General features: G+C 65.8%; 13 protein-coding genes. 3 read left to right on the top strand and 10 right to left on the bottom strand.

Annotated elements, in window-relative coordinates:
* Positions 1-2: 2 nt before the first annotated feature.
* The 5 genes from AB4Z46_RS12395 to AB4Z46_RS12375 form a co-directional block, all read right to left on the bottom strand.
* Positions 3-989, bottom strand: coding sequence for a Bug family tripartite tricarboxylate transporter substrate binding protein (locus AB4Z46_RS12395; protein ID WP_442283793.1), 987 nt, complete (start codon positions 987-989; stop codon positions 3-5).
* A complete protein-coding gene (locus AB4Z46_RS12390; RefSeq protein ID WP_442283792.1) occupies positions 986-1,447 on the bottom strand; it encodes a Zn-ribbon domain-containing OB-fold protein in 462 nt (153 codons plus the stop codon). The genes AB4Z46_RS12395 and AB4Z46_RS12390 overlap by 4 nt, the downstream gene beginning before the upstream one ends.
* Positions 1,448-1,450: 3 nt before the next feature.
* Positions 1,451-2,617 (bottom strand): thiolase domain-containing protein, encoded by a 1,167-nt coding sequence (locus AB4Z46_RS12385; protein ID WP_442283958.1) that lies wholly within the window; start codon positions 2,615-2,617, stop codon positions 1,451-1,453.
* Positions 2,618-2,969: 352 nt separating this feature from the next.
* Positions 2,970-3,974, bottom strand: coding sequence for an alpha/beta fold hydrolase (locus AB4Z46_RS12380; protein ID WP_442283791.1), 1,005 nt, complete (start codon positions 3,972-3,974; stop codon positions 2,970-2,972).
* Positions 3,974-5,533 carry an alpha/beta fold hydrolase gene (locus AB4Z46_RS12375; protein ID WP_442283790.1) on the bottom strand — a complete coding sequence of 520 codons (1,560 nt, stop codon included), beginning with the start codon at positions 5,531-5,533 and terminating at the stop codon, positions 3,974-3,976. The genes AB4Z46_RS12380 and AB4Z46_RS12375 overlap by 1 nt, the downstream gene beginning before the upstream one ends.
* Positions 5,534-5,913: 380 nt before the next feature.
* On the opposite strand from AB4Z46_RS12375, the gene AB4Z46_RS12370 reads away from it, so the two are divergent.
* Positions 5,914-6,141 carry a hypothetical protein gene (locus AB4Z46_RS12370; protein ID WP_442283789.1) on the top strand — a complete coding sequence of 76 codons (228 nt, stop codon included), beginning with the start codon at positions 5,914-5,916 and terminating at the stop codon, positions 6,139-6,141.
* 62 nt (positions 6,142-6,203) lie between these two features.
* On the opposite strand, the gene fabI is transcribed toward AB4Z46_RS12370, so the two are convergent.
* From fabI to AB4Z46_RS12345, 5 genes are read right to left on the bottom strand one after another with little or no spacing between them, the layout of a single operon-like run.
* Positions 6,204-6,983 (bottom strand): enoyl-ACP reductase FabI, encoded by a 780-nt coding sequence (gene fabI, locus AB4Z46_RS12365; RefSeq protein ID WP_442283788.1) that lies wholly within the window; start codon positions 6,981-6,983, stop codon positions 6,204-6,206.
* A 5-nt stretch (positions 6,984-6,988) separates the two neighbouring features.
* Entirely contained in the window at positions 6,989-8,176 is a 1,188-nt protein-coding gene (locus tag AB4Z46_RS12360) for an acetate/propionate family kinase (RefSeq protein WP_442283787.1), read from the bottom strand.
* Complete coding sequence (locus tag AB4Z46_RS12355; RefSeq protein ID WP_442283786.1) at positions 8,173-9,108, bottom strand: phosphate acetyltransferase; 936 nt, start codon at positions 9,106-9,108, stop codon at positions 8,173-8,175. The genes AB4Z46_RS12360 and AB4Z46_RS12355 overlap by 4 nt, the downstream gene beginning before the upstream one ends.
* 54 nt (positions 9,109-9,162) lie before the next feature.
* Positions 9,163-11,379, bottom strand: a complete 2,217-nt coding sequence (locus AB4Z46_RS12350; RefSeq protein ID WP_442283785.1) for a DUF3141 domain-containing protein — start codon at positions 11,377-11,379, stop codon at positions 9,163-9,165.
* Positions 11,372-11,554 carry a hypothetical protein gene (locus AB4Z46_RS12345; protein WP_442283784.1) on the bottom strand — a complete coding sequence of 61 codons (183 nt, stop codon included), beginning with the start codon at positions 11,552-11,554 and terminating at the stop codon, positions 11,372-11,374. Before AB4Z46_RS12345 ends, AB4Z46_RS12350 begins: the two co-directional genes overlap by 8 nt.
* Before the next feature lie 184 nt (positions 11,555-11,738).
* On the opposite strand from AB4Z46_RS12345, the gene AB4Z46_RS12340 reads away from it, so the two are divergent.
* Positions 11,739-11,984, top strand: a complete 246-nt coding sequence (locus AB4Z46_RS12340) for a hypothetical protein (protein ID WP_442283783.1) — start codon at positions 11,739-11,741, stop codon at positions 11,982-11,984.
* A 37-nt stretch (positions 11,985-12,021) separates the two neighbouring features.
* Positions 12,022-13,068: a hypothetical protein gene (locus AB4Z46_RS12335; RefSeq protein WP_442283782.1), complete on the top strand. Its 1,047-nt coding sequence runs from the start codon at positions 12,022-12,024 to the stop codon at positions 13,066-13,068.
* The last annotated feature ends 387 nt before the right edge of the window (positions 13,069-13,455 follow it).

Here is a 13,455-nt window from a genome sequence, read left to right as displayed (position 1 = left end):
GCTCAGTCGACGGAGACGCCGGACGCCTCGATGGCGACCCGCCAGCGCTGCAGTTCCTCGGCGACGAAGGCCCGGGCTGCGTCGGGCGTGCTTCCCTGCGGCTGGAAACCGTAGCCGTGGATGCGTGCGCTGACGTCGGGCAGTTGCACGATGCGGGAGAGCTCGGCCGACAGCTTGTCGACCAGCGGCCTCGGGGTGCCCGCGGGCACCAGCGCGACGGACCAGCCCGGCAGGCTCACTGCCGGGTAGCCGAGTTCGGCGAAGGTCGGGACGTCAGGGTAGTCGCGCAGCCGCTGGGTGGCTGCCACGGCGAGCAGCCGCAACTCGCCGGACTTCGCCAGCCCGGCCAGCGTTCCCGTCGCGCCCATGACGACATCCACATCGCCACCCATCACGGCCTGGATCGCCGGCAACTCGCCCTTGAACGGCACATGCGTCAGCTTGAGTTGCGCATCGCGGGCCAGCGTGCCGCCCATGATGTTGCCGGCGCTTCCGGCCCCGCCCGAGCCGTAGGTGGATCCGTCCGGCTTGCCGCGTGTCCAGGCGATGAAATCAGCCAAGGTATCGACCTTCGTCCGCTTCCCGACGGCGAAGGCATAGGGCGCCATCGTCAGCATGGCCACCGGCGTCAGTTGCTCCAGCCGATAGGGGGGATTCTTCATCAGCAGCGGCGTCTGAACCAGGCTGCTGGGCGAGAAGAGGATCGTGTAGCCGTCCGGTGCCGCATTGGCAACGACACTGGTCGCGATGGCTCCGTTGCCTCCCGCTCGGTTCTCGACGATGACTGGCCGCCCCCAGCTGGTGCCCAGCTTCTCGGCGATCAGCCTTGCCATGCCATCCACCGACCCCCCCGGTTGCGTGGTGATCACGATGCGGATCGGACGATCGGGATAGCGCGTCGTGCTGTCTTGCGCCGATGAATGCATCGGAGATGCGGCCAGCGTGACGAATGCAATGGCGATGGCGCTGCGCCGAGTGAAGGCTTTCATTCCTGTTTGTCTCCTTGGGTTTCGAATGCTCTCGTTGCGTAGAAAGGGGCGTCCCGGTCCACGATGGGCGTGAACACGGGAATGGGTGTGCCGTCTTCGGCCGGCTTGAAGCAGAGCTCGACGCGTTGTCCGATGGTCAGAGTGTCGAGATCGCAATCGACGATGTTGGTCATCAAGGTGAAGCCTTCATCGAGCGTGACGTAGGCGATGGCATAGGCCACGGGACCGGCTCGCCGGGTCACGCTCACGCTGTAGATGACGCCTCGCCCGGACACCGCTTCCCATTCGACGTCGCCGAAGCAGAAGGGACAGAACGGTCGGGGATACCAGTGCAGCCGCTGGCAATCGGCGCAGCGCGGAGCCATCAGACGGCCTTCCTTCGCCGCATTCCAATGGCGTTCGGTGGCGGCGTCGACCAGCACGCCCGGAAGCACGCGATTTTCATAGGGCGTCGACATGACCTAGACCCTCTCCAGGATGATCGTGGCGCTCCCGTGGCGGGAGCCGAGCATGCCGCCGGTGCCCTGCACCAGCGCCAGGTCGCAATCTCGGACCTGAACGGCTGGATGGGCCTGGCCCCGCAGCTGGCGGACAGCCTCGATGACCTTGGTCATGCCGCCGCGATGGCCCGGATGGTTGTTGCAGAGCCCTCCGCCATCGGTATTGAAAGGCAGCGATCCGATGCCTGAAATCAGGTTGCCGTCGGCGACGAACCACCCCCCGCGGCCCTTCTCGCAGAAGCCCAGGTCTTCGAGCTGGACGATGACGGTGATCGTGAAGCTATCGTAGAGGGAGGCGTACCGGATGTCCCGGGGCGTGACACGCGCTTCCTCGAAGGCGATGGGTCCGGAGATCGCGGCCCCGGAGCGCATCAGATCGATCGCGCCGCCGCGCTGGCCCTGGATCGACTCTCCCGAACCGATCACCTGGATCCGCGGGTGTTTCAGGCTTCCGGCAATGCTCGGATGAGCCAGCACCACTGCACCGCCCCCATCGCTCACGACGCAGCAGTCGAGCTTGCCCAGAGGATCGGATACGCGAGGCGACGCCAGCACGTCCGCCACCGTGACGGGATCGCGCAACATGGCGTGGGGATTGTGTTGTGCATGATGAGAAGCTGCGACCTTGACCCACGCCAGCTGTTCACTGGTTGTGCCGAATTCGTACATGTGGCGCGCGGCCACCATCGCGTAGAGGTTCAGCGTGTTGGGGCCATAGGGAACTTCCCAAGGCACCTCGGGGACGGTCGGAGTCAGCAGGCGCGCGCCCACGTCGGCGCCCGCGCTGCCTTCAGATCGCGGCCGTCCGGCCATGGTGATGAGCGCCACCTTGCAGCGGCCGCTCATGATCGCCTGGGCCGCGTGCGCGACGTGGATCAGATAAGCGGATCCACCCGTGTCGGTCGTGTCGATGTGGGTGAGTCGGGTCAGTCCCAGATAGTCCGCCATGCTGTTGGCACCGAGCCCGGGTGCATCCCTTGCGCAGAAGTAGCCGTCCACGTCTCGCAAGGTCAGTCCGGCGTCTTCGAGTGCACCCTTGGCGCACTCCGCATGCAGTTGCGCAACGGTCTTGTCCGGTGCCTTTCGAGTGGGATGCTCGTAGATCCCCGCAATGCACGCACGCAACATCTTTGTCAAATCTCCGGCCTCCTGCTGCAGGACTCGATCGCAATGGGGTCGTCGTCTCGAAGTCTGGTTGAATCGAATGGAGTGCCAGGACTCATTCGACCGACATCACGTCGACATCCGAATCTCGATCGGCGAAACCAAAGTTTAGTGCCGGGCTTCGGACAACTGTCGACTTCGTCCAGACAGAATTACTTTGCCCGCCAGACTATTTCGCGATACTGATCGTCATGCCGATACGCCGCAAAGAAGTGAACAGCAATGCTCGCGAAATCAACGAGCTACAGCGCTCGGGCGGCGTCGTGGCTGGGGATTCGATCCGTCACTTTTGACACCGAAAACAAATCGCGATCCCTCAAGGCAGCAAGCTGGTCTTGCCTTGGCGCACAACGTCGACGACCTCGCGCGTCGCGTCGACCACCAATTGCGCTCGCTCCTTGTGGATCTCGTGACCGCTGTCGGTGCGGGTGATGTGTTTTGCGCCAGGCACCGAGGCGGCGAGGCCCGCTTGTGCCTGCCCTTGGGCAGCGTCGACGACATAGCCAAAGTCAGGTGGCGTGTCTGCCGGCAATTGGCCAGAGGCGACCAATTCGGCGAACTGCGGCCCCCAGCCGCGGTCGGCCGACAGAACGAAAAGCGGCATGGGCCGAAGCGGCGGCGATGCACGCACCTGCGCGAAGCTTAGATCGACATCGACCCGCTCCAACGCGGGATAGTCGTCCGGCGCGCGGCTGATGTCGCCCATCGCCAGCACGCGCTGAACAGCCCATTGTTCGGGTGTCTCGGCGTCCTGGAGTCCCTCGCTCAGGGCATCGACCAACACGAGGCCCGACACGTCGCTCGGATGAATCCGTGCATGGAGCTTGGCGATCAGGCCGCCATAGGAGTGGCCAACGAGCACGTAAGGGCCAGGTTCACCAGAGGCAGCCAACAGGGCCTGGAGGTCCCGCACCGCGTCCCCCGCAGTGGTCGGCTGCGCGATCGGATCACTGCGGCTCGGCTGCTCGCCGACCGGCGTTCCCGGGCGGTCGTAGGCGCAGGTCCTGGTTAGCTTCGCCACTTCCGGAAAGACTGCGGGGCCGGGCCGATCCTGAAGGGCCCAGTCGTCGGCCGAGGCGCGATACCCTCCGGACAGTACGACCGTCGGCTCCCCCTGACCCTGGCATCGCAGATACATCTTGCGACCACCGCCAACATCGATGAACCTGCCGTCGTCCGTTGCTGCCAACGCACGGTCGACCAAGCCGTCGCCGCTCCCTCCGCCGCATCCGTAGAGTGATGCCAACAAGGCAAAGACCAGAACCTGCGAGGGGGCGTGAAGCAACTTGGCAGCGATTGTTGAGGCGCGCAGCGTCGCCATCACATGGCGCAAGCCCCTGCTTGCGGCACCAGCGTCGCCGTCAGCAGGTAGTCCGATTGCACATCCACCACACAGGAGCGGCGCGCGGGGCCGCCGCCCTTCGCCACATGCTGGTGGGCCTCGAAGGTGAACAGTGATGCGTTGGCGAGCTTCGCCACCACTGCGGCCGAACTCTTCCAGGGTGTGCCAGGGTCACCGGTGGTGCCCCAGACCATGATCGGTGGCGTTCCGTGCGCTGCATAGTGTGTCGGCACCGGATCAGGCGCGACCGGCAGGTGTGCGCAAGGGCGTTGAATGTTGGCCGAAACGGCGCCTGTCAGCGGTGCGGCTGCGACGGCGCGCGCCACGATGGCTTCGAAGGCATCGCCCGGCGGCAAGGGCTGGTCCAGGCAGGTGGTCCACACGGTGGGTCCCATCGTCTTGGCATTCGCCGCCAGGGAAGCAGCCTGGCTTAGTAGGTGCCAGTCCGCGGGGGCGCGCGAGGCCGCATCGATGACACGCGCCAGATGGGCGTAGACGGCAGGGTTTTCGTTGTAGATGCTGAGCACCGGAATCAAGGTTGCCCAGGCAGTGGACAGGGCAATGGGTGCGCCGTCGAAGTCCAGGGTGCCCGGGTCATTGCGCGCGTTGTTCAGCATCGCTTGGAAGCGGGCCGAAGGATCACTGCGAATCGCGCAGTCCTCATCCCGCGTTTGGACCGCGCACCAGTCGAGGAAGTGCTGCAGTCCCTGCTGCCAGCTCACCGCCTGCTGAACCAGCATGTCGGCACCTGACTGCGCCGGGTTGACAACTCCGTCAAGGATCATGGCCCGCACCTGGGCGGGGTAGAGTTCGGCGTAGAGGATCCCCACTTCGGTCCCGTACGAAATGCCGAAGTAGCTGAGTTGGGCATCGCCCAGCGCGCGACGGAGCATCTCGACGTCGCGCACCACGTTCATCGTGCCCATGTGCGGCAGGATGACGTTGTCCGCGCAGGTCTGTGCGTAGGCCTTGGCGGCGCCTTCCAACGTGAGCGCGTTCGCGGGGCGCGTGTCGCTCAGGTCGTTCGCGATGTAGCTGGCCAGGCCTCCACCGCAGGGCAGGGCGGCAATTCTCTCGTCCACGCCAGTCGCTCGGGTGCGACCCACGCCGCGCGGATCGAAGCCCACAATGTCAAAGCGCTGCAGCACCCGCGCGGACAGGGCATCGGCGAAGTCCTCCACGCTCTCCACGCCAGAGCCGCCAGGCCCGCCCGGTTCGATGATGATCGATCCGATGCGCTCGGACGGGTTGCCGGCAGGACGGCGGCGCAGGGCCATCTGCAACGTCTGGCCGCCGGTATCGAGGTAGTCAAGCGGCAGTTGCAGGACGGCACATTCCGTGGGATGAACGCTGGCATCGGATTCCGCCCCCGCCCCCTTCCAGTCCTTGAATGTGCGCTCGCAGGCTTGCCATGCGGGTGCTGCCACTTGAGCGTGGGTGGCTGCGATATTTCTTTGTGCGTAAGGAGCTGGCGGCGCGCTGCCGCCGCAGGAGGCCAGCAGTGCTGCTGCACCCAGACTCAAGGCGATGGCACTCATTCTTCTTCTACCACGCATGCATCATTTCTCCAGACTGTTAAATGGGTCGCACCATGGCTCTGACTGTGTCGCGCCGGCGCTTGCCCAACCAGCAGCTTCCAACGGCCTTGCTGCACCTCGGGTGCCTCGTGCAGACCTTCCCTGGAGCGGTCCGCTCTGCGTGGCGAAAATCCGATAGTAATACGTATTATATTGACCTCGAAAGCGATGGGTGCATGAGCAGCAGGAGGCGGTCAAGCTGACTCGCCGATGATGACCTGCGTGTAGCCGCCTTCGGGCGGCTTTTTTCGTATCAGCGCCACGTGTACCTGCGAATTTGTCTGACAGTGCCGCGCTGCGGACGCGTCCAACGTTTGACAACTCTTGAAAAGGGGGTCGTCATGAAGCGATATCGCGAGAGCGACGTCGATATGGCATTTCGCAGGGTCGCCATTGCTGTGCTCATCGTGGCCGTCGGCGCGCTGGCCTACAAACTGCTTTCTGAGGATTCAGAGGCCTTTGGTACCGGTGCGGCTGCAACTCAAGTGGTCCCGCAGACCGGGACAGGAGCATCAGAAGGGGCTGACCGTGTGGCCGGTGCCGAGCAAGCAGGCCAAGAGCACGGATGAAGTCATGGTGCCGGTCAGCTGCGCCAGGAGACCCGGCCGAGTCGACATTTCGAACACTGCATTCAGCCCATGATGTTGACACCGCCGTCCACGTAGAGTGTCTGGCCGGTCAGCCTGCGAGCGTAGGGCGTCGCGAGGTAGGCGCAGGCGAAGCCGACATCGTCGATGTCGATCAGTTCGCCCACCGGCGCGCGGTTCGCGGCTTCGGTGAGCAGCAGGTCGAAATCCTTCAGGCCCGAGGCGGCGCGCGTCTTGAGCGGGCCGGGCGACACCGGATGCACGCGGATGCCCTTGGGCCCCAACTCGTAGGCGAGATAGCGGCAGGTCGCCTCCAGCGCGGCCTTCACCGGCCCCATGACGTTGTAGTTGGGCACGACCTTCTGCGCCCCGAGGTAGCTCATGGCGATCATGGTGCCGCCTTCGGTCATCAGCGGCGTCGCGAGCCGCGCCATGCGGACGAAGGAATGGCATGACACGTCCATCGCGCGCCCGAAGCCCTCCGCCGAGCAGTCGAGAAGGCCGCCCTGCAGGTCGGCCTTCGGCGCGAACGCGATGGAGTGCACGAGGATGTCCAGCCGCCCCCATTGGTCCTCGATGGCCTTGAACACCGCTTCGAGCTGCCCCGGCTGCTCGACATCGAGCGGCAGCACGATGGGTGCATCCAGCGCCTTCGCCAGCGGCTCGACATGCGGCCGCGCCTTCTCGTTGAGGTAGGTGATCGCCAGCTCGGCGCCGAGGCTGCGGAAGGCATTCGCGCAGCCATAGGCGATCGAGTACTCGTTGGCGACGCCCACCACCAGGGCCTTCTTGCCGGCGAGAACCGGGTTGTGCGGTGTCGGCATGGCGTTCATCCTCGTGCGAGCAGGTACCGCGTATGGCGGGCGATCATCAGTTCTTCGTTGGTGGGGATCACCCAGGCGGCAACGCGGCTGCCGGGCATGCTGATGCGGGGCCCGTGACTCGCGTTGGCGTCGGGGTCGAGTTCGACGCCCAGCCATGCGGCCCGGCGGCAGATCCGTTCGCGCACCACGGCCGCGTGCTCGCCGATGCCCGCAGTGAAGACGATCGCATCGAGCCCGCCCAGCGCCGCAGCGAGCGATCCGAGCTCGCGTCCGATGCGGTAGACGAAGAGGTCGACCGCGACCTTGGCCTGCGGCGCTTCGGACTCGAGCAGTTCACGCATGTCGCTCGAGACGCCGGAAACGCCGAGTAGCCCGGACTGGCTGTAGATCAGCTTCTCGACGGCGCGCGTGTCCATGCCATGCTCGTCCATAAGGTAAAGGATCACGCCGGGGTCCAGCGCGCCGCAGCGCGTGCCCATTGGCAGCCCATCGACGGCGGTGAAGCCCATGGTGCTGGCGACGCTGCGGCCGGACTGCAGGGCGCACATGCTCGCGCCGTTGCCGAGGTGCAGCACCACGGTCCTGCCGTTCGCGGCGCGGGCATCGAAGGTCGGCAGCACCGAGGCGATGTATTCGTAGGAGAGGCCGTGAAAGCCGTAGCGCCTCACACCCGCGTCCGAGAGTTCCTTTGGTAGCGCGAACATCTTCGCCACCGGCGGATTCGAGCGATGCGCGGCGGTGTCGAAACAAGCGACCTGCGGCAGGTCTGGCGCGCGTTGAAGCAGGGCGCGGATAGGCTCCAGGTTGTGCGGCTGGTGCAGCGGCGCGAGGGGGATCAACTTCTCGAGCCGCGTCACCACGTCGACGTCGATCCGCACCGGCGCCGCGAAGTCCATGCCCCCGTGAACCACGCGGTGACCGACGGCGGCCAGCCGGTGCTCGTGGCCGTGCGTGGTGCGCAGCCGCTCAACGATGTACACGATGGCGCCGTGGTGGTCCAGCTTCGCATCGGCATCCCAGCGCTTTTCGGCGACCTGCTCGCCGGCGGCGTCCTTGCCCACGAAGCGCGGCGCGCCGGTGTACAGGCCCGAGACCTGCCCGCTCGCGACGAAGGGCAGATCGTCGCTGCCCGCGAACAGTGAGAACTTGAGGCTCGACGAGCCCGCATTGAGGACGACGATGGCATCGCTCATGCGATCACCTTCGCCGCGTTCTCGCGCCGCGCATGCGCCACCATCGCCGCGACCGCGCACGAGGCGAGGCGCGCGGTCACCGAATCGGCGCGGCTGGTCAGAATGATCGGCACCTTCGCGCCGAGCACGATGCCGGCCGAGTCGGCATTCGCGAGGAAGCTCAGGCTCTTGGCGAGCATGTTGCCAGCTTCGAGGTTGGGCACGATGAGCACGTTGGCCCGCCCGGCCACCGGCGAGACGATCTTCTTGATGCCCGCGGCCGCCAGGTTGATCGCGTTGTCGAGCGCCAGCGGACCGTCGAGGATGCCGCCCGTGATCTGGCCGCGGTCGGCCATCTTGCAAAGCGCCGCGGCCTCGACCGTCGACGGCACCTTCGGGTTGACGGTCTCCATGGCCGACAGGATGGCCACGCGCACCTCGGGCTGTCGCAGCGCACGCGCCAGGTCGATCGCGTTCTGCACGATGTCCACCTTTTCCTCGAGCGTGGGCGCGATGTTCACGGCCGCATCGGAAATGATCAGCGCGTCCTCGTGCGAAGGCACGTCCATCACGAAGCAGTGGCTGATGCGGCGCGCAGTGCGCAGTCCGGTGTCCTTGCGCACCACGGCGGCCATGAGCTCGTCGGTGTGCAGGCTGCCCTTCATGAGGGCCTCGGCCTTGCCGGCCTGCACCAGCGCAACCGCGCTGGCGGCGGCAGCATGACTGTGCGGCGCGTCCACCAGCTCGCAGCCTGAAAGGTCCAGCTCGTGTTCTTTGGCCACGGCCTCGATCTTCGCCTTCGGTCCGACGAGGATCGGCCGGATCAGGCCGAGCCGTGCGGCATCCAGCGCCGCGGACAGCGAGCTGGCGTCGCAGGGATGGGCGACCGCCGTGGCCACGGCCTCGAGCGACTTCGCGAACTCGATGAGGCGGTCGTACTTGTCGTGACTCATTGGAGTACCCCCGTGCTTTTCCTTGCCGTCCGTGTGTTCGCTGTCGTCCGGCGTTTACGCCGCCCTGCGTGGCCGTACCGGCGCATCGAGCGACAGGACGGATGCCACGCGGCGAAACCGTTCTTCCTGATGCGCCGTGGGCTTGCCGCGCGCGCTCGCCACCTTGCGCGCCGCCTCGAATCCCTTGCGCCGCTGGTGCATCTCGGGCACCAGGCGCGGCAGTGCGGCGATGGCGCGCTCCTCGTCGAGCGCGATCACGAAGGCCTGCCGCTTCATGGCCGACTTGATCGCGGCAAGCGTGGGGCGGTGCTCGGGCTCGATCTCGTCGATCATCCGCCGCATCAGGTTGAAGGGACGTTCGTCGACCACGCTTTCTTCCCGCCGCACGTAAAGCAAAAGTCGTGCCCAGGCATCCACCGGTGTGCCGGTCTCGAACTGCGATTCGATCTCCTGCCGCTTGAGCCGCTTGAGTTCGTCCTGTTCCCAGGTTGCCGACTTCGGCCCGCGCCGGCCCAGCGCGTCAGCGCCGAGACCGACCGCCGCAGCCAGCCACGGCGCCTCGTAGATGGCCTTGAACATGCGCTCGGACATCTCGTCCCGGACGTCGCGCACGCGGTCGAGCGATTGCTCGATGCGGCCGGAGACTTCGCGCTCGGCCTTCGTGAAAGGGTTGTCCGGCGCGGCAGGCCGCCGGTTGGCGCGCACGTTCTCGGCCAGCGCCTGGACCCAGAACATCCATGGATTGAGGTTCGACAGAGCCCAGCGCTCCATGCGCGCCGGGTTCGCGGCCCGTGCCGCCTCGGCGCTCGCCTCGTTCGTCATGGCCCTCACCAGCGGCGAGCCCAAGGTGTCGTAGAGCCCCTGGTTGATCTGGGCCACGCGATCGACTACCTCGAAGGCCTGCTCATCCTTGCGCCCGTCGTCGAAGGCGAGGATGTCATCGAGGGTCCGCGGCGCGAACTGGATGAGGTAGCGGCCTTCGAGGTAGGCGAGGCCAGGCATGTCGGGTTGGGTATCCTGGATCACCGCCTCGTAGAGGCCGGGTGGCAGCGTCTCGATGAGGTCGAGCGCACTGGCCAACTCGGAGGTTTCGCGCTTGGCGACGCCAGCAGAGACGAAGATGCCCAGGTGGCCGATCTTCTCGTGCAGGCAGTAGACGATGGTCTGCTCGTTCAGCCGGATCTCGTCGACGCTGGCATAGACGTCGGGAATCCAGTTCAGGGCCTGTTGCGGCGGCGTGATGTTGTCTCCCCATGACGCGAACACGACGATGGGCGTGCGAATGTTGCGGATGTCCACGCGGTGCTTGCCATCGAAGGATTCGACCTCGCCGGCCGAGAGCTTGTTGCCGACGAAGAGGTTTTTCGTGATCCACTCCATCTCTTCCTTGTTCATGAGAAAGAGGCCGCCCCACCACTTCTCGAATTCGAGGAAGCGTTCGCGTTCGGTGTCGACCTGCGAATACAGGTTGTAGAGCTTGGACCAGTAGGTGTTCGAGGGATTCAGGCCCTCGAAATTGCTGACGAGGTGGGCACCGTCGAATTTGCCGTGGCCCAGGTCGCCGGCGAGCGAGGCCAGCCAGGTGCCGCCCATCAGCCCGCCCGAATAGCGCATCGGATTCTTGCCCTCGACGCCGGCCCAGTACGAGACGGGCGAGCCGGCCAGCAGGATCGGGCCGACCTCCTGGGGCGCCAGCGCAGCGAGCATGATCAATGCCCAGCCGCCCTGGCAATTGCCGATCACGAAGGGCTTTCCCTCGGCCTCGGCATGCAGCTCGTTCACCTTGCGCATGAACGCGATCTCGGCGGCGCAGACCGACTCGATGGTCTGCCCCGGCATCGGGATCGGGAAGAACATCACGAAGTAACAGGGGTGGCCGTGCTGCAGCGCGATGCCGATCTCGCTGTCCATCTTGAAGCCGCCGATGCCGGGTCCGTGGCCGGCGCGCGGATCGATCACCACGAAGGGTCGTTTCTTCGGATCGGTCCTGGCGTGGCTTGCGTCGGGCTTGATGCGCACCAGTGCGTAGTTGGCCGGCTTCTGGAACTCGCGGGCGTCGAGCACCATGTCGTAGTCGAAGACCAGGACCGGCGGCTTGCCGGATTTCGTGTGTTCCAGGTATTGGTTGCCGCGCTCACGCAGCACGTCCATGGTGAGGATGGTGCGCTGCCAGGCGTCGATGCCGTATTCGGCGGCCGACTGCGCAGCCTGTATCGGCCACAGGCCGGACAGGACGGAAGCCGAGGAGGGGGGCGAGTTCTTGTCAGCCATCAATGCGCTCCTGAAGTCGAAGGGTCATCGTCCTTGCCGGATGTTTCAAAACCGTGGCGGCAATCCCTGTGCACGACGGTCGCGCCGCCTTTTCGCGCGTCAGCCGCAGCGGCAGGCCGCTGGCCTTGAATACTGCCAGCATCGACGCGTTGTCGGCAAGCACCTCGGCCTTCATGGTGTAACGACGCGGATCGTCGACGGCAAACGAGGCCGAGCTTGCGCCCGCACCTCCCTGCGTGGAATCCAACCAAAGTAAGGTTTGCGCGCCGCCCTGGATGCCTTAAAGTGACTGTGTTCTCAATCGCGAAGCGCAGTTCGGAGGGCCGGATGGCCAGGCCGGGTGCGCCGGAGGATGGCACATGCAACAGATCCACATCGTCATCGGAAACCTGCCGGACGACGTCACCGAGGACGGCATCCGGGAGGCGCTCAGCAGCTTTGCGCAGGCCGATCAGATCCGCCTGGCCAATGAGAGCGGTACGCCCACTGCCCTCGTCGATGTAGGCATGTCGCGCGCGCAGGCCGAGTCGCTCGCGCAGCGCATCAACGGCCGGGTGTACCAGGGCCGGGTGCTGCGGGCATGGGTGCCCAAGATGGATTGGTAGCGCAACCACCGGCCGACCGATCTGCCGCGAGTCCCGCATGCCCCCTTCTGCATTGCTCGATCGAATCGTCTCGGCGTTGTTCGGGCGAGCGGCCGCGCAGACCGGCGACGCCGAGGAGCGAAAGCTGGTGGTCGACATGACTGAACTCGTGGTCGAGACGGTGGACTCACGCATCCGCCTGCAGACGCGCTATGCGGACAAGCTCGAGGGCGGCGTGAAGAAGACGATCGCCCACCTGCGCGCGATGGGTCGGCAGCCCCTGGATCCGTTGCTGCTCGCGCGCGCGTCCTGGAGCAGTGATGCGCGGTTGAATGCTTTCTTCGCCGCGGCCGATGACATACCCGCCTTCCTCGGCCGCAGCAAGGAACTGCGCGAGTTCTTCCGCCTGCCATCGAACCGGGACGCAGGCGAGGCCTTTGCGCTGTTGGCCATGAAATGCGAGGAGCGCACAGTGATAGGCGTCCGGCAGCACGGCGACCAGGTGCAGCACGACGTGCCTCAGGCGACCGTGAGCTTTTCGGGACACCGGCTGTTCGCGCCCTCGGCCACGGTCGAGGCGACCCGGCTGGAGGTCGGGCGGCGCATCATCTGGCGCCTGGCGCAGGTCGCGCTCAAGCGTATCGTCGACCTGGACATGAAGGCGACCGAACTGGGCGAGCGCAAGGCCTGGCTCGGCGCTCGCCTGCGGCTCGTCAAGCTCGCAGTGGATGGCGCTGCAGGGCTGCTCGAGGACACGGCGGAGACGTGGTCGCAGATCGCGACGCTCGAACGCGAGCTGAAGGAGACGGTGCACGACTACATCGAGACGAAGGCCGGCATCGCGACGCTCGATGCCTACATCAAGCATATCGACGCCGTGTTCTCGCACCCCGAGCAGCACGTGAGCCTGCGGCAGAAGCCCCTGCGTCTGAGCCGGATGGGGGTGCGGGTGGACGCCGACCATGCCGGGCCGGTCAACGAATTCGTCATGACCGAATTGGCGATCGGGGAGGGCGTCAGCGTGGTGGTCGCCATCGTGCGTTGTCCGCTCTCCGAGTTGCCGCCCGAAGAAGATCTGCTCTCGAACGCCGAGCGCTACATCTAGAAGCGCCAGAAGCGGGCCACTGCGAGCGGCAATCACGCGAAATGTCCAGCACGGGTCCGTCGCGAATCGCCTACCCTATCGACGGCGATGCGGCGATGCGGCGATGCGGCGATGCGGCGCCGAGTCGCCGCCGGTCACCAGTGCCACCATGCCATTGAGCTTGCCGCTGCCCAGGTAACCCGAGGCCATGATGCAGACAACGATTCATCGAAAAAAGGGGGGCGTCATGAAGTCTCGCCGGTTCCGCGCGAGCGATGCGATAGGGTATTTCGCTGGGTCGACCTAGCGGGACATCCAGACACGGAGCTTGCCCTGCAGGGAGCTTGACGCCCCTGCGAAGGCGAGCGCTGCCCCCCTCTGACGGGCTTGGCGAAAAGCCAGCGCAGA

It is taken from the genome of Variovorax sp. M-6 (assembly GCF_052114385.1).
Lineage (GTDB): Bacteria > Pseudomonadota > Gammaproteobacteria > Burkholderiales > Burkholderiaceae_C > Variovorax.
The sequence above is the reverse complement of the archived record's forward strand: the minus strand, read 5'-3'. Positions and strand labels throughout refer to the sequence as shown.